The following is a 24,312-nucleotide window of genomic DNA, read 5'->3' on the forward strand; positions in this document are numbered from 1 at the left end:
ATGAGCCCTCAGCGGATCGCGCCGTCGGTACGGCGCGTGGCGATCATCGGCGGAGCACGCATCCCCTTCGCCCGCTCCGACGGCCCCTTCGCCACCGCCTCGAACCAGCAGATGCTCACCGCCGCCCTCGACGGCCTCGTCGAGCGGTACGGACTCCAGGGGCCCGGCGCGGTGGGCGAGTTCGTCGCCGGCGCCGTCCTCAAGCACAGCCGCGACTTCAACCTCGCCCGCGAGACGGTCCTCGGCTCGGCCCTGCACCCGCGCACCCCGGCCTACGACGTCCAGCAGGCCTGCGGCACCGGACTCCAGGCCGTCATCGCCGCCGCCAACAAGATCGCCCTCGGCCAGACGGAGTCGGCGGTCGCGGGCGGCTCCGACACGGCCAGCGACGCGCCCCTCGGTGTCAACGACACCCTGCGCCGCATCCTGCTGGAGGCCAGGCGCGCGAAGTCGGCGGGCGCCCGCCTGAAGGCCCTGGCGAAGGTGCGCCCCGCCCACCTCGTCCCCGACATCCCGCGCAACGCCGAGCCCCGCACCGGCCTGTCCATGGGTGAACACGCCGCCGTCACCGCCCGGGCCTGGGGCATCGACCGTGAGGCCCAGGACGAACTGGCCGCGGCGAGCCACCAGCGGCTGGCGGCGGCGTACGAACGCGGCTTCTTCCAGGACCTGGTGATCCCCTTCCGGGGCCTCGCCCGCGACCAGAACCTGCGCCCCGGCTCGACCGCGGAGAAACTCGCCGCCCTGAGGCCGGTGTTCGGCCTCGGCCACCCCGACCCGACCATGACGCCCGGGAACTCGACCCCGCTGACGGACGGGGCCGCCACCGTCCTGCTGGCGAGCGAGGAGTGGGCCCGGGAGCGCGGCCTGACACCGCTGGCGTACCTGAGCGCGTACGAGACGGCTGCCGTGGACTTCGCGGGCGGCGATGTCGCGGGCGGCGAGGACGGCCTGCTCATGGCACCGGCGTACGCGGTCCCGCGCATGCTGGAGCGGGCCGGACTGAATCTGGCCGATTTCCAACTGATCGAGATCCATGAGGCGTTCGCCTCCCAGGTGCTGGCGACACTCGCCGCCTGGGAGAAACGGGGTCTGGGCACGGTGGACCGCGACCGGCTGAACGTCGCCGGCTCGTCCCTCGCGACCGGTCACCCCTTCGCCGCCACCGGCGCCCGGATCGTGGCCACGCTGGCCAGGCTCCTCGCCGAACGGGACGCGCCCGCACGCGGACTGATCTCGGTGTGCGCGGCGGGCGGGCAGGGGGTGACGGCGATCCTGGAGAGGGCGTGAGAGCGCGGGACGTGCCGAAACTGAAAGTCCCTCACGTAACCCCCGAGATTGCACAGGCCCGGCTCCGGACCATCCCCGAACCCGCACAAACCCGCCACGTGAGGGCCGTACGATCCCGTTCCTACCGGCAGTAACCCCTTTCTGCGGGTTCAGCCGGTTGAGCGCCTCGGCGTGCGAGGCACGTACGTCATGCAGCAAGCAGTTTCCAGCTGCACGCCCCAGGAGCCGCCCGTGTCCACTGCGTATCCCTCCTCCGCCTACGGCGACGACGTGTACGGAGGGCCGGTCCTGGTCGAACCCGAGACACGGCGGCTGGACGGGGTGGTGCGGGAGGCCGCCGTACCGCCGCTGGCGCCGCCGTGGACGCACGGGTCGCTCGCCGACCTGCCGTTCGACAACGCGAGCGCGGAGCCGGGTGCCGTGGCGCTCAGCCGCAAGGACGCCGAGGGGAACTGGAGCGACGTCACGGCGGCCGAGTTCGCCGCCCAGGTGCTCGCCGTGGCGAAGGGGCTGATCGCCGAGGGCCTGATGCCGGGCGACCGGGTCGCCGTGATGGCCCGCACGATCTACGAGTGGACGGTCCTGGACTTCGCCGCCTGGTCGGCCGGACTGGTCACCGTGCCCATCTATCCCACGTCCTCCGTCTTCCAGGCCCGCTGGATCCTCCAGGACTCGGGCGCGGTCGCCCTGGTCACCGAGACCGCCGGGCAGGCCGCCGCCCTCGGCCCCGAGCGCGAACGCCTGCCGGACCTGCACCACATGTGGGTCGTCGAGAAGGGCCACGTGGACCGGCTCGCGGAGGCCGGGGCGCACCTGTCCGACCAGGAGGTGGAGGTGCGGCGCGGCATGCTCGGCCCCGACACGCTCGCCACCCTCGTCTACACCTCGGGCACCACCGGCCGCCCCAAGGGCTGCGCGCTCACCCACGGCAACTTCTTCGCCGAGGTGGACAACGCGATCGAGCTCCTCTACCCCGTCTTCAAGACGAAGACCAGCGAAGAGGCCTCGGTCCTGCTGTTCCTGCCCATGTCCCACGTCTTCGGCCGCATGGTCGCGATCGCCTGCATCCGCGCCCGCGTACGGCTGGGCCACGCTCCGAGCATCAAGGCGGACCGCCTGCTGCCGGACCTGGCGAGCTTTAGGCCGACCTGTCTGCTGGCCATCCCGTACATGCTGGAGAAGGTCTTCAACTCGGCCCGCGCCAAGGCCGAGGCCGGCGGCCGGGTGACGTCGTTCGACCGCGCGGTCTCGGTGGCGCGACGCTACGGCGAGGCGATGGAGGCCCAGCAGACGGGCACCGGCCCGGGCCCCTCCCGCGCCCTGAGGACCGCCCGGGTCTTCTACGACCCCCTGGTCTTCCGCCGCATCCGCAACGCCATGGGCGGCCGGGTCCGCTACGCGATCTGCGGCGGCTCACCGCTCGGCCGCCGCCTCGCCGCGTTCTACGCCGGAGCCGGCATCGAGATCTTCGAGGGCTACGGCCTGACCGAGACCACCGGCGCCTCGACCGTCACCCCACCCCTCAAACCGCGCCTGGGCACGGTCGGCTGGCCGCTGCCCGGCACCCGCGTCCGTATCGCCGCCGACGGCGAGATCCTCCTCGCAGGCGACCATGTGCTGCGCGGCTACTGGGACCCCCAGGCCGGCGGCGTCGTCCCCGCCGCCCCCGACGGCTGGCTCGCCACCGGCGACATCGGCGAACTGGACGACGAGGGCTACCTCACGATCACCGGCCGCAAGAAGGAACTGCTGATCACCGCGGGCGGCAAGAGCGTCGCCCCGGCCCCCCTGGAGAACTGGCTGCGCTCCCACCCGCTGATCTCCCAGTGCCTCGTCCTGGGCGACGGCCGGCCCTTCGTCTCGGCCCTGATCACGCTCGACCCGGACGGCATCACCCACTGGCGCCAGATGAACGGCAAACACCCCGTACCGGCCACACTCCTCGTCGACGACGAGGATCTGCGCGCCGTCCTCCAACGCGCCGTCGACGAGGCCAACAAGATGGTCTCCCGCCCGGAATCCATCCGCGCCTTCGCCATCCTCCCCGAGGACTTCACCGAGGAGGCGGGCCATCTGACCCCCTCGATGAAGCTCCGCCGCCATGCGGTACTGCGCGCGTTCACGGCGGAAGTCGAGGGGCTGTACGCACGCTGAGGCGGCCGGGCGTGAGGCGGGCCTTTGCGATGTCTTCACACGATTTTCTTGACGCCGCACGCCGTCTCCCCTTTGGCTTTCGAGCAATCCCGTCGCGATGCTCCCCCTCATCGGAAGGCACCACCAGTGAAAGCGCGTAACACCCGTCGGACCGCTGGGCGCCCTGTCGCCATAGCCCTGGCGGTCTCCGTATCGGCTCTGTCCCTCACCGCGTGCGGCGACGACGGGAGTGACGACACCGCCGTGCAGAAGGGCAACGACATCACCGTGGGCCTGCTGCTGCCCGACCGGGACACGGCTCGCTTCGAGAAGTTCGACTACCCCCTGATCAGGGACGAGGTCGCGTCCCTCACGGAGAAAAAGGGCAAGGTCCGCTACGCCAACGCCGAGGCGAGCGTGTCCAGACAGAGCGCGCAGTTCCAGAAGATGATCGACGACAAGGTCGACGTCATCCTGGTGGACGCTCTGAACTCCAAGAAGATCGCCTCGGACGTGCGGAAGGCCAAGGACGCCGGCATCCCGGTCATCGCCTACGACCGGCTCGCCGAGGGCCCGATCGACGCCTACGTCTCCCACGACAACGAACTCGTCGGGCAGGTGCAGGGCCGCGCCATCATGAGCGAGCTCGGCGAGAAGTCCCAGAACGACAAGGTCGTCATGATGAACGGCGACCCCGGCGACCCCAACACGGCCCGGTTCAAGGACGGCGCGCTGAGCGAGCTCCAGGGCCAGGTGGACATCGTCAAGCAGTACGACACCAAGGAGTGGAAGCCCTCCATCGCCAAGGCGAACATGGAGAAGGCCATCCAGGCCTACGGACTGAACAACATCGCCGCCGTCTACTCCGCCAACGACGGCATGGCGGGTGCTGTCATCGAGGCGATGAAGGAGGCCGGCGCCACCAAGATGCCGCCGGTGACCGGGCAGGACGCCAACCTGGACGCGGTGCAGCGGGTCGTGTCGGGGGAGCAGTACATGACCGTCTACAAGTCCTTCCTGCTGGAGGCGACCAACGCCGCGAAGATCGCGGTGGCCAAGGTCCAGGGCCGTCAGATCGAGTTCGCCGCGCTGACCCGGGAGACGGTCGACAGCCCCACGGCGAAGAACGTCCCGGCGATGCTGGTGCCGGTGGTCGCCCTCACCAAGGACAACATCAAGGAGACGGTGATCACGGACGGCGTCTACACGGTGAAGGACATCTGCACCTCGAAGTACAAGGCGGACTGCGCGGCCATCGGCCTCGAGTAGGTCGGTCTCCTGACTTCCAGGTCTGGCTCTTGACTTCGCGGGGTGCCCGCGCGACATTCCCCACCCCCGTCTGTCGCGCTGGAGCCGTCATGACCACTGACACGAACGCCGCACCACCCGCTGGTTCCCCTTCCCGGTCTCCTTCGCGGGCTCCTTCCCGAAGACGAGTGCTGGCCGGAGCCGCCGGTGCCGGGCTCGCGGTCGCCGCCGGAGTGCAACAGGGCGCCCGGGCCGCCGACTTACCCCCGCTCGGCACGTACGACGTCGTCGTCATCGGCTCCGGCGCGGCCGGGATGACCGCCGCTCTGACCGCCGCGGGGCAGGGGCTGAGCTGCGTCGTCCTGGAGAAGGCCCCGACCTTCGGCGGCTCGGCCGCCCGCTCCGGCGCCGGGATCTGGATCCCCAACAACCCGGTGCTCCTGGCGGCCGGCGTCCCCGACACCCCCGCGAAGGCCGCCGCCTACCTTTCGGCAGTCGTCGGCCCGGACGTCCCCGCCGACCGGCAGCGCGCCTTCCTCGCCCACGGCCCGGCCACGCTCTCCTACGTCATGGCCCACAGCCCCCTGCGCTTCCGCTGGATGGAGGGCTACAGCGACTACTACCCGGAGCTGCCCGGCGGCCTGCCGAACGGCCGCTCCATCGAGCCCGACCAGCTCGACGGCCGCATCCTGGGCCCCGAGCTGGCCCGGCTGAACCCGCCGTACATGGACGTGCCCGCCGGGATGGTCGTCTTCAGCGCCGACTACAAGTGGGTCACCCTGGCCGCCGTGAACGCCAAGGGCGCGGCCGTGGCGGCACAGTGCCTGGCCCGGGGCACGGCGGCGGCGCTGCGCGGTGAGAAGCCGCTGACCATGGGTCAGTCGCTGGCGGCCGGGCTGCGCGCCGGACTGCGGTCGGCCGGGGTGCCGGTGTGGCTGAACACGCCCCTCACCGACCTGCACGTCGAGAACGGCACGGTCACCGGAGCGGTCGTCACCCGCGACGGCGCCCCCGGCCTGGTCCGTGCCCGCCGGGGCGTGATCGTCGGCTCCGGCGGCTTCGAGCACAACGCGGCGATGCGCGAACGCTTCCAGCGCCGGCCCATCGGCACGGACTGGACGGTCGGCGCCAAGGAGAACACCGGCGACGGCATCCTGGCTGGGGAGCGGCTCGGTGCTGCCCTCGGCCTGATGGACGACGCCTGGTGGGGCCCGGCGATCCCGGTCCCGGGCCAGCCGTACTTCTGCCTCGCCGAACGCACCCTCCCCGGCGGCCTCCTGGTCGACGGCACGGGCCGGCGCTTCGTCAACGAGGCCGCGCCCTACAGCGACGTCGTCCACACCATGTACGACGCGCCCGAGGCCATCCCGTCCTGGCTGATCACCGACCAGAACTACCGCAACCGGTACCTCTTCAAAGACGTCCTGCCGACTCTGTCCCTCCCCGCCGCCTGGTACGACTCGGGCGCAGCCCACAAGGCCTGGTCCCTGGACGCCCTCGCGGCCTCGATCGGCGTCCCGGCGGCGTCCCTGCGCACCACGGTCGACCGTTTCAACTCCCAGGCCCGGCGCGGTGAGGACCCCGACTTCCACCGCGGCGACAGCGCCTACGACCACTACTACACGGACCCGTCCGTCCTCCCGAACCCCTGCCTGGCGCCCCTGTGGCTGCCCCCGTACCACGCCTTCCGCATCGTCCCCGGCGACCTCGGGACGAAGGGCGGCCTGGTGACGGACGCCCGGGCCCGCGTCCTGCGGGAGGACGGCTCGGTCATCCCGGGCCTCCACGCCGCCGGCAACGCGAGCGCGGCGGTCATGGGCCACAGCTACGCGGGCGCGGGCTCGACCATCGGCCCGGCGATGACGTTCGGGTACATCGCGGCGAGGGACATCGCGGGGGTGCTCTGAGGACCCTAGGAGGTGGCCCGCAGGGGCTTGCGGGCCACGAGGCACGCCTGGGCAGCCGGCTCGCCGAGCTCCTCGTCGGCCTCCCGTACGGTCCGGGAGCGCAGGACGAAGCCGGCGGCTTCCAGCAGGGTGATCATCTGCTCAGGCCGGCGCCGCTGGAAGTCCAGGGCCACCCGGTGCCCGAAGGCCTCCTCGTAGCGGCGGGGCTCGTCCCCGGCCTGGAAGCCGAGCAGCAGGTGCCCGCCGGGCCGCAGCACGCGGTGGAACCCGGCGAAGACGGCGGGCAGGTGGTCGAGGGGGGTGTGGATGGTCGAGTACCAGGACACGACCCCGTCGAGCGAGCCGTCGGGCAGGTCCAGCTCCAGGATCGAGCCCTGCTCGAACCGCAGGGCGGGGTTCTCGCGGCGGGCGATCGCGAGCATCGACTCCGACAGGTCGAGGCCGAAAATCGACAGCCCCCGGGCCGCCAGGTACGACGTCACCCGCCCGGGCCCGCACCCCAGGTCGGCGACCTCGCCCCCCTCACCCACCAGCTCGGCGAAACCGGCCAGCAGCCCCCGGTCCAGGGGCGTGGTCCCGAGCAACCCATGGAAATGGGCGGCGTAGTCCTCGGCCACGGTGTCGTAGAAGGTACGGGTCCGGCTCACGAAGTCGGCATCGGTCATGGCGCGAGACCCTAATGCGTCTCCCCCGAGTTCTGGTGCCTAACCGGTCAGCTCGTCTCCCCGGCCTTCGCCCGGCCGGCCGTCGCCCTGCCCCTTGGCCGCCCTCGAGACTCCGGCGCCCACCGCCACTCCGATCGACGTGCCCAGGCCCAGGCCCAGGGCGAGTCCCAGCCCGATGTTGTCGAAGACGGTCATACCCAGCGACAGCCCGAGTGCCGTACCGAGTGACAGCCCGAGTGCCGTACCGAGTGACAGCCCGAGTGCCGTACCGAGTGACAGGCCGCTCGCCAGATGGCTGGGCGCGGGAGTTCCGCTTTCCTGCTCGCCGTTCTCGCCGCTCTCCTCATGCCCTTGCATCCGGACATCTTCTCTCAGAATTAGCCGGAAATTCACTGGTATCCGGGAGCGGGAAAAGGCAGGAGCCCCGACGCCTGACGGCGCGGGGCTCCTTGGGTACTACTGATCAGACCGGGGTGACGTTCTCAGCCTGCGGACCCTTCGGGCCCTGCGTGACGTCGAAGGACACCTGCTGGTTCTCCTCGAGGGAGCGGAAGCCGCTCGCGTTGATCGCGGAGTAGTGGACGAAGACGTCGGGGCCGCCGCCCTCCTGGGCGATGAAACCAAAGCCCTTTTCGGCGTTGAACCACTTCACGGTTCCGGTAGCCATAAGCCCTCCTTGGGCCCAAAAGGGTTGCCCTGCTCCAGAACCAGCAAGTGTGAAGATGAATTCTGCACAACTGCATACGTCTGAGAATGACGAGAGCCCGCGGTCACATGCTCCGCAGGCTCTGTACTGCAAGGGAAACCAAACTGCAACTTGCGATGAGCCTAGCACGCAGGCCCCGGAATGCAATAGGGGTCAAGATCACGTCACCCGAATGTTTGACATCCCGCCGCCGACTGGCGGAGAGCGACTCTGGCGGCGAACACGAACCCACGGCGGGGCCGGACGCCGACCGTTGGGCCGAGAGGGCTAGCCTCACGATGTGGACAATCCTCGCACCCGGCCGCGCGTCGGCCACATCCAGTTCCTGAACTGCCTGCCCCTCTACTGGGGGCTCGCCAGAACGGGCACGCTCCTCGACTTCGAGCTGACGAAGGACACCCCGGAGAAGCTCAGCGAGAAGCTGGTGCAGGGCGAACTCGACATCGCACCGATCACCCTGGTCGAGTTCCTCAAGCACGCGGACCAACTGGTCGCCTTCCCCGACATCGCCGTCGGCTGCGACGGCCCGGTGATGTCGTGCGTGATCGTCTCGCAGGTCCCCCTGGACCGGCTGGACGGCGCCCGCGTCGCCCTCGGCTCGACCTCCCGCACCTCCGTCCGGCTCGCCCAGCTGCTCCTCGCCGAGCGCTACGGCGTACGCCCGGACTACTACACGTGCCCGCCCGACCTCAGCCTGATGATGCAGGAGGCCGACGCGGCCGTCCTCATCGGTGACGCGGCACTGCGCGCGAACATGCTCGACGGGCCGCGCTTCGGCCTGGCCGTGCACGACCTGGGCGCCCTGTGGAAGGAGTGGACGGGCCTGCCGTTCGTCTTCGCGGTCTGGGCCGCGCGCCGCGACTACCTGGAGCGCGAGCCGGTCCTCACCCGCAAGGTGCACGAGGCCTTCCTCGAGTCCCGCAACCTCTCCCTGGAGGAGGTCGCCAAGGTCGCCGAGCAGGCCGCCCGCTGGGAGGACTTCGACGAGGAGACCCTCGCCCAGTACTTCACGACGCTCGACTTCCGCTTCGGCGGCCCGCAGCTCGCGGCGGTCGCCGAGTTCGCCCGGCGCGTCGGCCCGACGACCGGGTTCCCGGCGGACGTGAAGGTGGACCTGCTTCAGCCGTGAGCGGGCGCTCCTCCCGCACTACTCTGCTGGGAGTGCAGGCGGACGGAGTCCCATCCGGGCTTCCGGACGCCTACGGGGGAGGGGTGACGCCATGCGGCCGCTCGAAGTCGACGAACCCACCGTCGTGGGGCCCTACCGGCTGCTCGGCCGGCTGGGCTCCGGCGGGATGGGCCGGGTCTATCTGGGCCGCAGCGCCGGAGGCCGTACGGTCGCCGTGAAGATCGTGCACCCGCACTTCGCGCTGGACGAGGAGTTCCGGGCGCGGTTCCGGCGCGAGGTCGACGCCGCGCGCCGGGTGGGCGGCGCCTGGACGGCGCCGGTCCTGGACGCGGACCCGGAGGCACGGGTGCCGTGGGTGGCGACGGCGTACGAGGCCGGCCCGTCGCTGTCCGCCGCGGTGGCGGACTTCGGCCCCCTGCCCGCCCACACCGTACGCGCCCTGGGAGCGGGCCTCGCCGAGGCGCTGGCGGCGGTGCACGAGCTGGGCCTGGTGCACCGGGACGTGAAACCGTCGAACGTCCTCCTCACGCTCGACGGCCCCCTGCTGATCGACTTCGGCATCGCCCGGGCCACGGACGGTACGGCGTCCCTGACGTCCACCGGCGTGTCCATCGGCTCGCCCGGCTACATGTCACCCGAGCAGATCCTGGGCAAGAGCGTCACGGGCGCGGCGGACGTCTTCTCGCTGGGCGCGGTCCTGGCGTACGCGGCGACCGGCGAACCGCCCTTCCCCGGTGACTCCTCGGCGGCCCTGCTCTACAAGGTCGTCCACGAGGAGCCGGAACTCGGCCTGCTCGACGGGGAGCTGCGGTCCCTCACGGCCGCCTGCCTGACGAAGGACCCGGGCGCCCGGCCCGCCCCGGCGGAGCTGGCCCGACGGCTGGCTCCCGAGGGCGCGGCCCGGCTGGTGACGGGTGGGTGGCTGCCCGGGGCGCTGGTGGAGCAGGTGAGCCGGAGTGCCGTGCGGCTGCTGAACCTGGAGGCGGCGGGGGCAGTGGCGGGGGCGGATGGGCCTTCGGGGCCGGTGGGGTTCAGCAGTCCCTCTGTGGCGGCGGGGCCCTCTGCGGAGGCGGGCCCTTCCCTGGGAGTCAGAGAGGCAGGGGAGGCCGCTGAGGCTGCTGGTCCGATCGGGGCTCACGGGGATGCCCGGCCCGGCGTGTTCGGGCCGCCCCCTGTCATGCCCGCACCAGCCACGGCACCGCCCTTCCCCGCCGTACCCGCACCCCGTGACGCCGTACCGCAGGACACGGCCCCACCGTCCACCGGGCGCCGCCCCGGCAAGGTCACCGTCTCCGTGGCGGCGACGTCCACGCCGGAGGGCGGCGGCCGGGTACGGAGGCTGAGCTGCTCGGTCGCCCTCGCGGTCGCCGGGGCGATGGCGGCCGTGACGATCGGCTCGGTGTTCGTGTTCGACCTGCTGCCGGGCGGCCGCGACGCCCAGGACGACAGGGACGGGGCCGCTCCGGGCGCCGACACCGCGCCGTCGGCGAGCGCGAGCGCCCCCGGTGCGGTGCCCGCCGCCTACCTCGGCACCTGGGAGGGCCAGGGCACCGCCCTGGACGGCAATCTGCCCCTCGGCACGTTCCGGATCACGGTCGCACGGGCCTCCGTAGGCCAGGAGCTGGGCCGGCTCCGCCAGACCGACCAGATCGGCGGCGTCTGCGTCGACGTACTCACCCTGAAGCAGGTGACGAAGAAGGAGCTCGTCGCGACCTCCGTGGGCGCGAAGACCAACCACAGCGGCTGCAACCCGGCCGCCACGACGGTCCGCCTCAGGCCGGTGGGCGACGACCTCCAATATCAGTCGGAGAGCGAGGAGTCGGGGCGGCCTCGGGCTCGGATGTCGAAGGTGCGGTAGGGGGCGTGGGGCGGCTGAGTGGGCCCGGCGGCGTAACCACCGCCGGGCCACGCGGGAGCCGACCCCGCTCAACACCTCACCCCGGGATGACGACGGTCCGCAGCTCCCCGTCCCCGAGGTGCAGCATGCCCTTGCCCGGGGCGACCTGGCCGCCGACCATGCCGCGGTTCAGGCGTACGCCGATGAGGTCGCCACTGGAGGACTCCTGCGGGGAGAGGAGGATGCCGCGGCGGGCCTTCTTCGCGTCGACCTGCCAGCCGGAGAAGCCGCTGCACACGTCCTCCTCGTCACCGGCGATGACCAGGGCGAGGCCGCGTTCGGCGCCGCGGGAGACCAGCTTCTTCATCTGGCTCTCGGCGTCGCAGTCCTCCAGGAGCTCCCCGTCGTCGATGAGGACGGCGATCGGCTCCTCCAGGGACGCCTGGTCGATGAGTTCCTCGAACTCGTCCTCGTCGATGTCGTCGCCGGTGAAGACCTTCAGCACACCGTCCGAGCCGTCGAGCTGACGGAGCGGCGACTGGCGTGGCGCCGCGATGACCAGACGCGTGCCCTGAGCCAGGAACGAGTGCGCGAAGTTCACCATCACCGTCGAACGGCCCGACTTGGCCGGACCCGCGACGACGAACGACGGCACGCCCTGAGCGAGGTCCGGGCCGAAGCCGACGATCTCGTCGCCGCCGATGCCGACCAGGCCCCACAGACGCGAGCGGGACGCGTCCGGGTCGCGCATCTCCCAGGCCTCCGGGAAGGAGATACGGCTGGGCAGGCTGTCCACGCGGAACGGCCGGCGCGCACGGGGCACCTCGGCGTCGCGGGCCGCGGCCGCCTCGCCGATCGCCGCCAGCGCGGCCGCCTGCCCCTGACCGGTCGTGTCCTCCGCGAGCAGCGCGAACTGCGTCTCCGTACCGAACTCGTTGCGGAAGGCACGGCCCGGCGGGATCTCCTCGGGCACCTTGCGGGCCGGGATGCCGAGCGCGGAGAAGTCGCTGCGGTCGGCGAGCCGCAGGCCGTACTTGTCCTCGGTGAGCGTCGCGATACGGCCGACCAGCAGGGTCCGGTCACCGGTGAGCACCAGGTGGATGCCGACGCTCGCGCCCTCGCGCATCATCGTCTGCAACTCGTCCGTGAGCGAACCGTGGTCGATCTCGCCGAGCGTGGGCACCCAGCCCTCCCAGCGGTCCAGCAGGACGACGATGTGCGGCAGCCGCTCGTCCTCGGCGACCGAGGACCGCTGCTCACCGATGTCCGCGAAGCCCTTGTCCGCCAGCAGGTCCTGGCGGCGGCCCATCTCGCCCTTGAGCCGGTTGACGAGCCGTACGACCCGCTCGGTCTGGTTACGGCCGACGACCGCGCCGCAGTGCGGCAGCCGCGTCAGGGCGTTGAGCGCGCCGTTGCCGCAGTCGATGCCGTAGAGGTGCACGTCGGCGATCGAGTGTGTACGGGCGATCGAGCCCGCGAGGGTGCGCAGCACCTGGGAACGGCCGCTGCGCGGGGCACCGCCGATCATCAGATGGCCGAAGGAGGCGAAGTCGACGGCGACCGGGCGCCGGGCCTGGCTGGCGGGCAGGTCCTCGATGCCGTACGGGGCCGGCGGCAGCTTGCCGGGGCCGCCCGCGAACGCGGGGAGTTCGACGTCGTCCAGCAGCAGCGTCTCGTCCAGCGCGGGCAGCCACGGGCTGTGCTGCGGCGGGATGCCGAGCGAGCTGTTGGCATCCCGGATCGTGTCGACGAGGACCTTGAGGTCGGTGATCTCCTCTTCCTCACGGGCCTCCGCCTTGGGTTTGACCAGCGCCGCCCGGCCCAGGTCCTCCCAGGTCAGCGGGCCCACCCAGGGCATGAGCACGGCAGGGTCGGCCGCACCGGGCCGACGGCCACCCACACGTCCCGACTGGAAGGGCACCAGCGAGGCGTGGCCGAGCCGGGCGTAGGCGCGGCCCGGGGTGTTCTTGGAGATGTGCCCGGCCTCGGGCGAGTCGATGACGTCGGACGACTCACCGCCGTCCGTCACGCGCAGCGCGATACGCAGGTTGGTGTTGGCGCGGATCTCGGGCGACACGACACCGGACGGCCGCTGGGTCGCCAGCAGCAGATGGATACCGAGCGAACGGCCTCGCTGGGCGATGTTCACCAGCCCCGTCACGAAGTCGGGCAGGTCACGCACCATGGACGCGAACTCGTCGATGACGATGAGCAGGCGAGGCACCGGCGGGTTCGAGGGATCCCGGCGCACCAGATCCTGATAGTCCTCGATGTCCTTGGTGTCGGCGGAGGCCAGGATGTGCTCGCGCCGGTGCAGCTCGGCACCCAGCGACTCCAGGGCCCGCTCCACCAGGTGCGCGTCGAGGTCGGTCACCATGCCGACGGTGTGCGGCAGATGCACACAGTCCTTGAAGGCCGCGCCACCCTTGTAGTCGACCAGCACGAAGGTCATGTTCTCGGGCGTGTTCGCCACGGCCAGCGCCGCCACGATGGTCTGCAGCAGCTCCGACTTACCGGAACCCGTCGTACCGGCGATGAGACCGTGCGGACCGTCCTTGCGGATGTCGATCCCGAACGCCCCGTCGTACGACTCACCGATGACGGCCAGCGTCGACTGCCCGCCCATCCGCCACCGCGCCGTGATCGCGTCACTCGTCGGCGGCTCCAGCTGCAGCACGTCCAGCAGCCGGCTCGAACCCGGAAGCGCCGAGTCCTCGGTCTCCCCGCTGATGTCCCGCAGCGCCGACAGCGAACGGGCGAGCCGCAGACACCAGGCGGCGGAGACGAAGTCGGGCCGTACGTCCTTCAGCCGCTCGGCACCGGCCTCCTCGACGCGCAGCCTCAACTGCTCGGCGCGACCGGCCTGCTGGGGCTGCTGATCGTTGGTGTGCCAGGCCTGGAAGGAGGGGAAACCACCGGCCACCTGCTGCTGGGACTGCTGCTGGACCTGCTGGGCGGGCTCGTACTCCTCGGCCTTCGGCTCGGCGACGACGTACGCCTGGCACTCACCGGGCAGGAACCGCTCCTCGGCGTCCAGGCAGATGGCGAACATGGACACCGCGGGCCCCTCGCGCAGCAACCGCACGACGCCGGGGAGCGACCGCAGCCGCCGGGACCCGTCCCACACGACGACGATGTCGGGATCGCTGAAGCTCGAACCGGCCTGCGACTTGTTCTCCTCGGCGGCCTTCTTGCGCGCGTCGAGGATCTGCGTCAGCTCGCCGATACGGGCACCAACGGTCTCGGCGTCGGTCCCGATCAGCGCGTTGACATCCTGACCGCCGGACGGCCGGGCGTGCGGCAGCCAGCGCACCCAGTCCCAGGACTCCTGCGCGGCGTTCTCGCTCAGCACGTAGAACTGCACGTCCATCGGGCTGTGCAGCGCCGCGGTCTGCGCGACGGCCCACCGCCCGAGAGCCCGGGCGGAGTCCCCGGGCCCGGCCATGCCGATCACACCGAGGGTGCGCAGGCGCAGCGCGACCGGGGCATCCTCGATCTTCCAGGTCACCTGGCGGCGGTGGTCGTCCTGCTCGGGGTCGTCGAGCACGACGGCCGAGGGCAGCTGCCCGGTCCCGAAACGGACGAGAAGATGATCGCGATCGGTCCGCCGCCGCTCCCAGAGGCGGGTCCGGGGCCCGGTGCCGAGAGCAAGGACGGTCGCCGGGTCGGGAATGGCATGCCGCCGGTCGTTCCGCTCGGCGACGAGGGCGTCCTGCGCGTCCTTCTCGATCCGCTCCTTCTGCTCCTCGTACTCCTCGACCTGCTTGGCGTGGGACTTACGCCCGTGCTTCTTGTCGTTGTGGTAGTTCGCGAAGAGCAGGATCGGGCTCAGCAGCGCCATGATCAGGTAGTACCAGCGCTGGAAGATCATCACGGAGACGAGGGCACCGACCAGCGGCGTGAAGGCCATCAGCCAGGGCAGCGGCCGGGCCTCGTACTCGCGGGGCGGCGACGGCAGCCGGAAGTTGGTCTGCCGCTCGGGCGGGCGCAGCCGCGGAGGGCGGTTGTAGTCGAGGCCCACTCCGTCGTCCGACCACTTGAGGGCGGCGTTCGGGGGCGTGTACCGGGTGAGTTCGAGCAGGGTGTTCCCGAGGGCGATCTGCCCCCGAGGGGCCACTCGCCGGGCCCGTCCTTCCTCTTCTCGCCGCTGTCGTCCTTCTGCTTCTCCTTCTGCTTCTTCTGCTTCTTCTTTTCGCTCTTCTTGTCGCCGGGCTCTTCCTTCTCGCTCTCGGCGAGGGAGGTGCCGTCGAGGGCGACGTGCTCCTTGTCCATGTGCACGGCGACCTGGCAGGTGCCGTCGGTGGCGACGGAGAGGGTGAGGGCCCGGGCGTCGACCTCGGGATCGTCGATACGGACGTACGAGGCGGCCCCGCTGCCGATGTCGTAGCGCCCGACCCCGAGCCGGTGCACGAACCCGGCGGCAGGCCCGCCGACGATCCGCAGCTCGACGAGCCCGGTGGGCTCACCGGGCAGACACCCGGACGGATCCTGAAGACTGACGACGGCGCCCTCGCGCAGGGGCGAACCGACGACGGTGGCGTGCGGATCGACGGGGTATCCGTCCACGTACACGAGGGGCGCGTTGTTGGCCGGCGCGTGCCGGTGCTGCCCGAGCGGGATGACCTGCGCCCCGCTGTGCCCCACCTGCTTTGCCAGCTCCTGCGCGATGTCCCCCACGGTGGACTCAGGATCGGCATCGAGCACGACGTCGGCGGTGCCACCGCCGTACGGGTCGACGACGGTCAGAGTCAGGCGCACGACTAGTCCTCCCCGTGCCACTGGGCCGGTGTGGCCGCGGTGGTCTCTGTCGCTGCGTCCGCTGCCTGCTCGCTGTCTGTTCGCTTCAGTCACGCGGGTCACAGTCGTAAGGGACGATATCCGTTCGGTACGACAGTGAGGCAATGGGGAGGCGCCGAGACGTTCCCGATGGCAACGTCGTGCACGACTTCATGACGTCTCGTTCACAGGTGGGGGATGTGGCACCACTGGCCACACCCGTAAGCTGCAGACGCAAGAGCGGACGATCACACCGGTTGCCACGTGCGATCAGTAACTCGGCCTACGGGCCGATGAGTCCGCGAACAGGGAGCCACGGGGGTTGGCCCTGCGGCGTTGTGAGAGGGAGCGGCTTCATGGCCAAGGACCTTGATGTCACTTATCAGGACATGCGGGATGCTGCCAAGCATGTCGTGAAGGAGAAGGAAAGGCTCCACGAGAAGCTCGAGGGCCTCAAGAAGTACATCAACAACCTCGTGCAGGGCGGCTACGTCACGAAGAGCTCGTCCAAGGCGTTCGACGAGAACTTCGAGGAGTTCGTGAACGGCGCGAAGACCACGCTGGACGGTCTGGACGGCATGGGGGACTACCTGACCATGGCGGCGGACAAGTTCGAGCAGATCGACGAGGAGCTCGCCAAGCAGGCTCGCAAGTAGCCGTGAGGCGTCGGCCCGGTGCGGCAGCGGATGCTGGGAGCACCGGGCCGATGCCTGTGCGGTCGGGGTTCGTCAGCCGTCGGTGAGGGGCTGGCGCGTCGCGGCGTTGCCGCCAGGACAACGCAGCAAGAACCGCCCAGCGGGGGCAGCGTGGCAGAGCGGAGACGTGGGTTGCCCCCTGCAGTACGTCTGCGGATGGCTGCGGGATCTTGCCGATCCGGCGCCAGGCGCCGGCTTCGTTGTGGATGCCGAGGCGGTTCGATGCTACGCGTCGCATGCCCGTAGGCATCAGGTCACAACTCTTTTCCCTGTCGTCGAAACTGAGTGACGAGGGAGCAGGGAAGGTGCTCTTCAGTACTCACGTGAGCGGGCAACTCACTGCGGTGGGTGCTGTGACACGAGTAGATGATCGTGCGGGGCGTCGTGGGGGCAGTAGAGCGTGAAGGGACGACAGGTGCGGAGGCCAGCCGAAGACGCAGGAGCCAACCGTAGGTTCGCGGCCCGAGACGGCCTGGAGATCGCTGGGGTGGTTGTCTGCCTGGTGGTCGGCATGGCAGTGCTCCTGCTGGTCATGGGGCTGTGGAAGCGATTCGCGCGTGAGACGGTACCGACGCTGTGGGAGCTGCCCGGTGGTTCCTGGGCGGTCGGTGGCATGTTGGGCCTGATCACCGTGCTCGGAGCGATCGGAGCCCTGCGGTGTGCGGCCGGAGCCTCAGGCCGGACAATCCTGGCGCGTGGCTTGCACGCTGCGGGTACGGCGGCCTGCTGCGCAGCCGCCTTCGGGCCGCTCTTTTATCTGCTGAGCGGACTGCCCGGCAAGAACTGCCGTTCGGAGGCCTGTGCCTATATCCCCGGTACCGGCAGCGCCTTTCTGGCCTACGTCATCAGTGCCGGCCTGGTGGGCTGGCTCGTCCTCCGCTGGATCAGTGCAGGGGCCGAGGAAGAAGCGGCTTGGGAGCGGGAACGGATGCGGAGGCTGCGGAAGAAGGGGAAGGGGAAGAGCCGGGCAGGGCGTCTGCGGTAGCACGCCCTGGCGGCGTCTATGACGCCGCCGAGCCGTTCCATACAGCGTGGACGATGGATCGGTGCTGGCGGCTGTGGTCTTCGTTCAGTGCCGTGAAGCCCGACCGGACGGAGGTGCGGCCAAGTGGTACTGGCACAGGTCGACTGTATTGCCGTCCGCGTCCATCAGAGGGTCTGCTGTGCGAATCGTCGGACGGTGCGTCGAGGAACTCCGATTCCAGCACGGAAGCCGTCATGCCGCAGATTTCCCCTTTCAGTAAGCCAAGGCGAGTTCGGCGCCCACGCACGATGTAGCCGCCAGTGTCATGAGGAATTCCAGGTACCCGGTTCCTCATCCGGGCTGATACGGATCGTGCGGGCGAATTCGTCGACATCGTCGAGAGACCGGAGGATCCGGCCTGCGTCGGGATCGGCCAGAATGATCAGTACGTCCGCGACTTCCGTACTTTTTTCGTAGCGCCAGGCGTAACGGAGGCCGACGTGCACCTCGTTGCTGTCCTCGTCCTGGTAGTAGCGCAGCACCCGCAAGCCCGATCCCAGATGCGGGGAGTCGAAGTCCTCGACGATGGGGGGCTCGACGGTGTAGCTCGCATCGGCGTGGGTCAGTTCACGCAGTGCCGTTTTCCGGTCTTCACCCTCCTCGATCTCCACCAGGTCGACATATACAGGAAGCGGAATCTCCCGGGGTGCGGGAGATGGAGGAAGACCTCGAAGTCCGGAAAGGCTGCAGGAGCCCGGATGGCGTACATCAACAGGATGTTGGTCAGCAGGTCGACTTCGCCCGGTTTCGGCTTCTCCGGCGCGAAATCCTCCCAGAGCCCCTCGGCGAAGTAGCGTGCCCACGCCTCAGGTGTCTGCGCCTCCTCGACGTCCTCAAGACCTGGTTCCGGCCACATGAGCGGGATGCGGATCCAAGGGGACAGCTCCATGGCGTGCTTGACGTTGAGCCAGCTCACTCATAACTCCATTTGAACGTGCCGACCACCGCGTCAAACAACTCGACCAGCACGCCGGTGAATTCACTCTCGATATCGCCGTCGCCTGGTGTGGAGAAGTTGATGCTGATCCAGCGACCGGGATCCCCTGCGACGGGGAGCACATACTCGACTCGCCGCGTCGGCAGGGCGGTTTGCTGGACGGCCTCAGGGGCGGAATTCAGCTTTTCCTCGTCAGGGGCGGAGCGGTAGGCGCGGCGGAGTGCTGGTGCCCCTGCCACGTCAACTTTTGTCGCCGTTCCGCCGGGGACCTCCTCGTCGGCCAGTTGAGCGATCACTGCCTGTGGAGGAACCGCATGGTGTTGACCGAGCGGCATCTCGGCAACGATGAAGGAGGCCATGAGGAAAATTCCTCCGCGCGGGAGCGCTGGAAGGTAGAGGTCAAGGCCGCCGTTTCTCCTGGCTGCACGGGCCTGCTTCTCCAACTGGCGGCGCATGTCCAGCCGGAAGCGCATCGCATCATCCCGCGGAATGCCCTCCGGGACTCGCCCCATGTGTGAGAAGAGGAGGTTCTCGAGCGCTTCCTTCGTGCCCTCGCGCAGGGGGATGCGGACCCAACCGGGTGGCAGGACGAGCTCGTAGCCGCGGGGCGCAGTTACCTCGACAGCGGGTGGCTGTTGTTCTGTATCGGGCGTGCTCACGCGCGGGCCTGCTTCTTGAGCTGTCGGTCGGCGATCAGGATAGTCAGGGAGGAGAGCACCGAAATCACGGCGATCCAGCTGTAGCCGATGGCCCCGATGATGTTCCAGATCAGGTACATAGTGGCAACGATTTTGATCGTCTGGGAGAAGTTGGCGCCCATCCGCGGGTTACGGATGAGGTCTCGGTTCCTGGCAAGCAGGAACAGCATCAGTACAGGCGCGATCATCAACGGCCATGCCGCGTACCCGTAGGTGAGCCAGTCCATTCCGCCGTACTTGCTGCCGAGGTCCTGGAAGGCGAAACAGAGGATCGGTACCAGTGTGCACGCAGCAAGGAGCCTCATGGCTCGCGATTCCTGTGGGCTCTTTGCCGGGATTGTCGCCACTATCTCCACTCCCTCGAATTTTGCTTTGATTTTTGTTCTGCCCGGTTGCTGCCGGTCAATCCGCACTCCGAAATGGTTACCAGCGGCTTCCGACTTCACGCGTAAGGACATCCTTGGCATCGCCGTACTGGTCCCCGTAGGGGCCCTTTTCTCCGAGCTTGTCGCCCACGTCCACTGTGGTGGCAGCTCCGTAGTTCAGCTTGAACTTCAGTGCGGCCTTGTCCATTGCGTCGACTGCCTTCACCACATCTGGATTCCCGCCGAACTCGGCGCGCATACTCTTAGCGAACTTGCTCGCGCTAGCGACCTCTGCTTCGCCGTTAAGCAGGCGGTCCAGTCGGGTCGTTCCGGGGCGTGTTTCCTTAGATCCGATCTGGCGCAGCGCATCCTTCGCGCGCACTGCTTTCGCGCCGCGGGCAGAGTCGGTGCCGTATCGCATGATGTTCTTGTCGAGCAACTTGCGCAGATTCGAGTATCGCTGGAACCGTCCCGCCCGGCTGGCGGTTTTGAGCGTTGTCGATGCGGCCTTCACGCCCTTCATCGCGATGCTGCCGAATCCCAGTGTCGCCAGTGCGAAGACGTCCATGGCGACGTCCGCCCAGCTTCCGTCACCGGAGAGGGCCAGCAGCGTGTGCCCGACGCCGACGAGCGCCGTGAGACTGAGAGTGGTCACCGTGATGAGGGTCGCCAGCCATCCGACCGGCGTGAAGAGGAGGGCAATAACCCCGATGATGGTCGCTGCCCAGCTCAGGATTTCAACGACGGTTTTGATCGTATCCGCGTGCTCGTGCACCCAGTCCTTGAAGTCCTCCCACTTGCTGTCCTTAATGATGTCCGAGATGTCTTTGTCGATTTTCTCGGCGTAATGTTGAGCGCGGGAGTTGCGGTCGGAGATAACCTGGTTGAGTTGCTTGTGGTACGTCGCCAAGTGGCTGTTGGGGTTGGACTCCTCCGACGCTTTCTTGTCGCCGTCCTTGCCGTCCTTGGCCTCAGCTTCCTTCTTCTTCACCTCGGCAGCATGTTCCTCATCCGCCTTCTTCGCGGCTCGGAGGACGCCGTCGGCCCGTTCCTGGAAGCCCTCCAGTTCGTTGGCCCAACTGCCGAGGTCGCCGACCACGCGTTCGTAGCGGCCCGCCGTCTCGCGGAAGCGCTTTTCGAGGTCGCCGGACTTCTCGCGGATCTTGTCGGCGTACTTGCCCTGCAGCGCTTCGCCGTCCGCTGCCTTGCGTAGGATGCCGGCCTGGTCACGGAGGGTCGAGGCGAGGTCCTTCATCCTGCGGACCTCGTCGCGAATGTCCTCCGGATCGCCGGGAATCGGATCCTTCTCCGCCAGCGGATGCCAGTCGACCGGCCGGCGCCTGCCCTTACCTGCACCCATCGGTTAATTTCCCCCTTTTTTTCCGCGCTTTTTCTCGCTCGCGTTCTTGAGATCGAGGTCCAGCTTCTCGAAGCTCTTGAGCGAGGTCTCTACTTGCTTACTCAAGTCCTCGACGTTTTCGAGGAGTTCACGCCGATAGTTGTCCCAGTTGCTGACGAACTCGTCCATCTTGCCGGCGATGCTGTCATGGCCCCAGATGTCATGGACGTCGGCGCGGTGCTTGTCGATGCCATCGAGGGCTTTCTTGATGTTCCTCAGATTTGTCTTCGAAGACTCCAGAAGTTTGTAGTCGACTACCAGGCGTTCGTGCTCCCCCATGGGCCCCTCCGTTAACAATTGCGTGGTCAGGATGCTCCGGTTGGGCTCACCTCACTGCCACAGCCGCACAAAGGCTGGTTGTCACGATTGACGGCGCCGCGCCGGTCGTGCCATAAGAGCCCGAACCTCTGGTGCCGCATGCTCATGTCCAACTCGTGGGAATGTGCACCCCGGGGCCAGTCGGTTGAAGCTTGCCGAATCGATGTCCCATCGTACGGACGTGGCTGCTGGTGGCCGCGGCCTGGCCACGGGGTCTTCACATCTGTGAGCGGCGGTTGAGTGGCGCCGGTGCGGAGGTAGTGCCGTCTTGCGCAGCGCCGGGCGAGCACGAGTGATCACGCGGGTGAAGCAGTTGTTTTACGGTGTCGAGGAATCGCCGGGCCAGCCGGTACTTCTGCCTCACGCTCAGTGTCTTCACCTGTTGACGGCTTGGATCTCCTGGACGGTGATGTCCTGGTCGTTGCCGAAGGTGCCGTTCGGGAGGTCGTCGCCGGCGCCGCCGGTGCCGGTCCAGGTGATTTCCCAGGTGATGGTGGCCTGGAGCTTGTACGTGCCGTCGCCGGAGGAGCGGAGGTACTTGATGCCGCACGGCGGTGTCTGGTTGGCCTTGCCCTTGGCGTAGGGCTCGCCGATGGAGTCGTCGGCGTTGATGGTGCACTCGCCGGAGGCGGGGTAGGTCTCGGCGTCCTCGGTGCCCGGCTCCAGTTTGAGGGATACCGGCTTGGCGGTGGTGGTGGCCTGGATGTTGAAGCCGGGGACGTTGAGGGCGGCTGTGGCCTGGACCTCGTCGAAGACGGCCTTGTCGAGCCAGGCCCAGGTCGGCAGGTTCACCTTGGTGTTGGTCTCGGGGGCGAGGGTGACCTTGGTGTCGGGGAGTTCCATGTGCTGGTAGGCGAGAGCGGCGAGGATCTTTGGGGTGATGGCCTCTTCGTACTGGGGCGGTGGGGCATCGCCGTTCTCGACCCAGAAGGGGAGGTCCGTGCAGGAGGTTCGCTTGAGGTAGTCCGGCTCGTTGGGGTTCTCGACGCCGGCCCAGAACATTCCTTTGCCGTCGTTCTCGACGTTGTAGTCCTTGTAGCCGGGTTTCCCGGGGATGTCGAACTCGTCCTCGTAGTGGCGCTTGGTCTCGCCGAGCGCCGAGCCCGCGGTCCCGCTCATTCCGGGCGTGTTCAGCTGGCTGTCGATGTGCTTGGACATCTCCTTCTTGAAGTCCTTGGCGCCGAGGTAGGGGGCGTACCAGCAGGGAGGGGGTGTCCAGTTGACGTCCGTGGACGTCACGTTTCCGGTGCCGCCGCCCTTGGCGACGGAGCCGGAGTACTGGATGCGGGCGGCGGCGTAGACGCCAGTTTCGTCCGTACCGCCCTCCTGCGCCTCGCGTCCCTTGTCGTAGTCCACCGGTTCCGCCACGGCGTTCGGTGCGGTGATGACGAGCGTGCTGACCGCAAGGGCCAGTGCGGCAGTGGTGGTGCCGAAGCCTGTGGGCCGTGACCTGTTCACTGGCACTTCTCCGCAGCTGTCTCGACGAACACCTTGGATGCCTGCCACAGGCCGTTGCCCGTAGGGAACTTGACCATGACGATCCTGTAGTAGCCGAAGTCCTTGGGGCTCGGGTCAGTCTTCAAGACTTTCCCCGTCTTGACCTCTTTGCCGTAGAACTTGCTGGTGTCGGCGCAGAACGCGACCTCTACGGATTTGCCGTTCGGGGCAGACCGTGTGGTGGCATCGAAGTGACGGCGGGTTCCGTAAGCCGTCCAGCCACCCTTGATCCATTCGTTGATCTGCACCTGCGCGTAGTGCAAGCCACCACCGGTGCTGTAGGCCGTCACCGCCGCGTCCTTCGTGGTGCGCTTGTCGACGCCGCGATAGATGGCGCGGAGGAAGTTCGCGGCGTCATCCATCGCAGCCGCCTCGTTTTTGTCCTTCGGCTTGGCCCAGTCGAAGACCAGGTTCATGTCCTTGGGCAGTGACACGTCCACGCCGTCCGGATTTTCCCCTGCCGGTGCTCCCGAGGGGGATGCCGACTCCTTCGGCGTCCCCGCTCCCTGGTCGGCGCCGGCGATCTTGTCGTTGTCGCTGGACTTGTCGTCCCCGCTACCGCAGGCCGTCAACAGCAGTGCTGCCGTTGCCGTCAACGCGACAGCAACGGGCAATGGGCGGCGCTTCACAGTGGCTCCCCGTGAGAGACAGAAGTTCAGTATGGGCACTGACGCTACCGGTGAGGTTTCCGGTTTCACCAGAGCGAACTTCCGTGAGAACAGGGGCAAACGGTGCGTATCGAGCCCCCTGGAGTGGCCGTGTTCTGATCGTGCCCAAACAGGTGATGCTCGGACGCTGCGGTGCCAGGCGTCGGCGCCGTGGTGCTGAGGGATTCCGTTTCGCTAAGGGCTTGTCCTGACCTTCGCCGCTAGAAACACCAGCGCGAGAGAGTCAAGGACGCCGCTTGCGCGAGTACGGCTACCGCCAAGACGCCACACGGCTGGGCAGAGGAAGCGTCCTGCGGACATCCATGGGCCGTGGCCCACGGAAGGCGGTGGGCTGCTGGGGCCAGAGCGCAGGCGACGGCGTCGCGCCGGGCGGCAGTCCGCAGGACCGTTTCCTTGTCAGGAGCCAGCCACCAGGCCCCGTCACGAACCGGCGGACGTCGCTTCGGGCACCGCATCGACCGGGTCGACGAAGGACACCGTCTGAAGTACTGCCCCCATCAATTCGCAGAATTTCTGCCAGTGGTCGACGTATGCCGTCAAGAGCGTGAAGACTGCTGTGAACGGCCCGGTGGGGAATGGGACATGCACCTGAAGCTGAGCGGTGACGAGATCCTTCGCGTCACCGTTCGCCGTCATTTCGGGCTTGATCTGGAACTGGCGCCAAGTGGCGCAGGCCACCGCCGGCCCGCAGGGCAGGTCGAGCCAGTGGACGTCGTTGTAATGGTCCTTGGAGAGGGTCGCGAGGATGCCCTGAGCCACGACATCCGTGTCCGCTTCGACATGGTCCGTCGGGACAGCGGCCAGGGTGAAGGCGCACTGGGCAGCACCCTCGGAGAGATCGTGCCTGATCACGTCGCCCTCCGGAGTGTGCTCCTCCTCGGAGGTGGAGAACAAGCCCAGTGCCGCGTAGGACACCCCGGTGTCCAACAGGAGCTCCGCGACTCCCGCGTAGTAGGGGGAGGCTGGACTCCAGATGGTTTCGTCCCCCCGCGAGTACAGATCACGTACGAAGGAGTCGGC

The 24,312-nt window shown here is 68.6% G+C and carries 20 protein-coding genes and 1 pseudogene; 8 read left to right on the forward strand and 13 right to left on the reverse strand.

The annotated features are described in order from the left end of the window. From ACQEV8_RS25570 to kstD, 4 genes are all read left to right on the forward strand, one after another. A complete protein-coding gene (locus ACQEV8_RS25570) occupies window positions 1-1,290 on the forward strand; it encodes an acetyl-CoA C-acetyltransferase (RefSeq protein ID WP_432964398.1) in 1,290 nt (429 codons plus the stop codon). 231 nt (window positions 1,291-1,521) lie between these two features. Beyond that, window positions 1,522-3,444, forward strand: coding sequence for an AMP-dependent synthetase/ligase (locus ACQEV8_RS25575; RefSeq protein WP_432964401.1), 1,923 nt, complete (start codon window positions 1,522-1,524; stop codon window positions 3,442-3,444). A 126-nt stretch (window positions 3,445-3,570) separates the two neighbouring features. Further along, a complete protein-coding gene (locus tag ACQEV8_RS25580) occupies window positions 3,571-4,692 on the forward strand; it encodes a sugar ABC transporter substrate-binding protein (RefSeq protein WP_432964404.1) in 1,122 nt (373 codons plus the stop codon). Between the two features lie 89 nt (window positions 4,693-4,781). Beyond that, window positions 4,782-6,578 (forward strand): 3-oxosteroid 1-dehydrogenase, encoded by a 1,797-nt coding sequence (gene kstD / locus ACQEV8_RS25585; RefSeq protein WP_432964407.1) that lies wholly within the window; start codon window positions 4,782-4,784, stop codon window positions 6,576-6,578. Between the two features lie 5 nt (window positions 6,579-6,583). On the opposite strand, the gene ACQEV8_RS25590 is transcribed toward kstD, so the two are convergent. The 3 genes from ACQEV8_RS25590 to ACQEV8_RS25600 form a co-directional block, all read right to left on the reverse strand. Beyond that, the gene (locus ACQEV8_RS25590; RefSeq protein ID WP_432964410.1) at window positions 6,584-7,243 is read right to left on the reverse strand and encodes a methyltransferase domain-containing protein; all 660 of its coding nucleotides are present in this window, start codon (window positions 7,241-7,243) and stop codon (window positions 6,584-6,586) included. Between the two features lie 39 nt (window positions 7,244-7,282). Continuing rightward, a complete protein-coding gene (locus tag ACQEV8_RS25595; RefSeq protein ID WP_432964413.1) occupies window positions 7,283-7,600 on the reverse strand; it encodes a hypothetical protein in 318 nt (105 codons plus the stop codon). A gap of 106 nt (window positions 7,601-7,706) precedes the next feature. After that, window positions 7,707-7,910, reverse strand: coding sequence for a cold-shock protein (locus ACQEV8_RS25600; RefSeq protein ID WP_003992177.1), 204 nt, complete (start codon window positions 7,908-7,910; stop codon window positions 7,707-7,709). A 319-nt stretch (window positions 7,911-8,229) separates the two neighbouring features. Here ACQEV8_RS25600 and ACQEV8_RS25605 point away from each other — a divergent pair, with 319 nt between their 5' ends. Further along, entirely contained in the window at window positions 8,230-9,078 is an 849-nt protein-coding gene (locus tag ACQEV8_RS25605; protein ID WP_432964416.1) for a menaquinone biosynthetic enzyme MqnA/MqnD family protein, read from the forward strand. A gap of 91 nt (window positions 9,079-9,169) precedes the next feature. Then, window positions 9,170-10,936, forward strand: a complete 1,767-nt coding sequence (locus ACQEV8_RS25610) for a serine/threonine-protein kinase (RefSeq protein ID WP_432964419.1) — start codon at window positions 9,170-9,172, stop codon at window positions 10,934-10,936. Window positions 10,937-11,012: 76 nt separating this feature from the next. On the opposite strand, the pseudogene ACQEV8_RS25615 reads toward ACQEV8_RS25610, so the two are convergent. Beyond that, window positions 11,013-15,673, reverse strand: a pseudogene (locus ACQEV8_RS25615) (FtsK/SpoIIIE domain-containing protein). Between the two features lie 374 nt (window positions 15,674-16,047). On the opposite strand from ACQEV8_RS25615, the gene ACQEV8_RS25620 reads away from it, so the two are divergent. Together ACQEV8_RS25620 and ACQEV8_RS25625 are read left to right on the forward strand one after the other, a co-directional pair. Further along, a complete protein-coding gene (locus ACQEV8_RS25620; RefSeq protein ID WP_432964422.1) occupies window positions 16,048-16,347 on the forward strand; it encodes a WXG100 family type VII secretion target in 300 nt (99 codons plus the stop codon). A 550-nt stretch (window positions 16,348-16,897) separates the two neighbouring features. Beyond that, window positions 16,898-17,371 (forward strand): hypothetical protein, encoded by a 474-nt coding sequence (locus ACQEV8_RS25625; protein ID WP_432964425.1) that lies wholly within the window; start codon window positions 16,898-16,900, stop codon window positions 17,369-17,371. Window positions 17,372-17,673: 302 nt separating this feature from the next. On the opposite strand, the gene ACQEV8_RS25630 is transcribed toward ACQEV8_RS25625, so the two are convergent. The 9 genes from ACQEV8_RS25630 to ACQEV8_RS25670 form a co-directional block, all read right to left on the reverse strand. After that, the gene (locus tag ACQEV8_RS25630) at window positions 17,674-18,021 is read right to left on the reverse strand and encodes a hypothetical protein (protein ID WP_432964428.1); all 348 of its coding nucleotides are present in this window, start codon (window positions 18,019-18,021) and stop codon (window positions 17,674-17,676) included. Beyond that, on the reverse strand, window positions 17,973-18,326 hold the full coding sequence (locus ACQEV8_RS25635; protein ID WP_432964431.1) for a hypothetical protein: 354 nt from the start codon (window positions 18,324-18,326) through the stop codon (window positions 17,973-17,975). The genes ACQEV8_RS25630 and ACQEV8_RS25635 overlap by 49 nt, the downstream gene beginning before the upstream one ends. After that, window positions 18,323-19,006 (reverse strand): hypothetical protein, encoded by a 684-nt coding sequence (locus ACQEV8_RS25640; protein WP_432964434.1) that lies wholly within the window; start codon window positions 19,004-19,006, stop codon window positions 18,323-18,325. Before ACQEV8_RS25640 ends, ACQEV8_RS25635 begins: the two co-directional genes overlap by 4 nt. Further along, the gene (locus ACQEV8_RS25645) at window positions 19,003-19,491 is read right to left on the reverse strand and encodes a hypothetical protein (RefSeq protein WP_432964437.1); all 489 of its coding nucleotides are present in this window, start codon (window positions 19,489-19,491) and stop codon (window positions 19,003-19,005) included. The genes ACQEV8_RS25640 and ACQEV8_RS25645 overlap by 4 nt, the downstream gene beginning before the upstream one ends. Next, window positions 19,469-20,770 (reverse strand): putative T7SS-secreted protein, encoded by a 1,302-nt coding sequence (locus ACQEV8_RS25650; RefSeq protein WP_432964440.1) that lies wholly within the window; start codon window positions 20,768-20,770, stop codon window positions 19,469-19,471. The genes ACQEV8_RS25645 and ACQEV8_RS25650 overlap by 23 nt, the downstream gene beginning before the upstream one ends. Window positions 20,771-20,773: 3 nt before the next feature. Beyond that, window positions 20,774-21,088: a hypothetical protein gene (locus ACQEV8_RS25655; protein WP_432964443.1), complete on the reverse strand. Its 315-nt coding sequence runs from the start codon at window positions 21,086-21,088 to the stop codon at window positions 20,774-20,776. A gap of 414 nt (window positions 21,089-21,502) precedes the next feature. Continuing rightward, window positions 21,503-22,591 (reverse strand): hypothetical protein, encoded by a 1,089-nt coding sequence (locus ACQEV8_RS25660; protein WP_432964446.1) that lies wholly within the window; start codon window positions 22,589-22,591, stop codon window positions 21,503-21,505. Continuing rightward, a complete protein-coding gene (locus ACQEV8_RS25665) occupies window positions 22,582-23,253 on the reverse strand; it encodes a hypothetical protein (protein ID WP_432964449.1) in 672 nt (223 codons plus the stop codon). Before ACQEV8_RS25665 ends, ACQEV8_RS25660 begins: the two co-directional genes overlap by 10 nt. A gap of 459 nt (window positions 23,254-23,712) precedes the next feature. Next, window positions 23,713-24,219, reverse strand: coding sequence for a hypothetical protein (locus tag ACQEV8_RS25670; RefSeq protein ID WP_432964452.1), 507 nt, complete (start codon window positions 24,217-24,219; stop codon window positions 23,713-23,715). Between the last annotated feature and the right edge of the window lie 93 nt (window positions 24,220-24,312).

Origin of the sequence: Streptomyces sp. CA-179760 (assembly GCF_050937045.1) — a bacterium.
Taxonomy (GTDB): domain Bacteria; phylum Actinomycetota; class Actinomycetes; order Streptomycetales; family Streptomycetaceae; genus Streptomyces.

Bases quoted from the DNA above. Each gene is read 5' to 3' on its own strand.
- ACQEV8_RS25570 (WP_432964398.1), top strand. From the start codon at position 1: ATGAGCCCTCAGCGGATCGCGCCGTCGGTACGGCGCGTGGCGATCATC.
- kstD (WP_432964407.1), top strand. From the start codon at position 4,782: ATGACCACTGACACGAACGCCGCACCACCCGCTGGTTCCCCTTCCCGG.
- ACQEV8_RS25590 (WP_432964410.1), bottom strand. From the start codon at position 7,243: ATGACCGATGCCGACTTCGTGAGCCGGACCCGTACCTTCTACGACACC.
- ACQEV8_RS25595 (WP_432964413.1), bottom strand. From the start codon at position 7,600: ATGCAAGGGCATGAGGAGAGCGGCGAGAACGGCGAGCAGGAAAGCGGA.
- ACQEV8_RS25600 (WP_003992177.1), bottom strand. From the start codon at position 7,910: ATGGCTACCGGAACCGTGAAGTGGTTCAACGCCGAAAAGGGCTTTGGT.
- ACQEV8_RS25610 (WP_432964419.1), top strand. From the start codon at position 9,170: ATGCGGCCGCTCGAAGTCGACGAACCCACCGTCGTGGGGCCCTACCGG.
- ACQEV8_RS25620 (WP_432964422.1), top strand. From the start codon at position 16,048: ATGGCCAAGGACCTTGATGTCACTTATCAGGACATGCGGGATGCTGCC.
- ACQEV8_RS25625 (WP_432964425.1), top strand. From the start codon at position 16,898: ATGGCAGTGCTCCTGCTGGTCATGGGGCTGTGGAAGCGATTCGCGCGT.
- ACQEV8_RS25650 (WP_432964440.1), bottom strand. From the start codon at position 20,770: ATGGGTGCAGGTAAGGGCAGGCGCCGGCCGGTCGACTGGCATCCGCTG.
- ACQEV8_RS25655 (WP_432964443.1), bottom strand. From the start codon at position 21,088: ATGGGGGAGCACGAACGCCTGGTAGTCGACTACAAACTTCTGGAGTCT.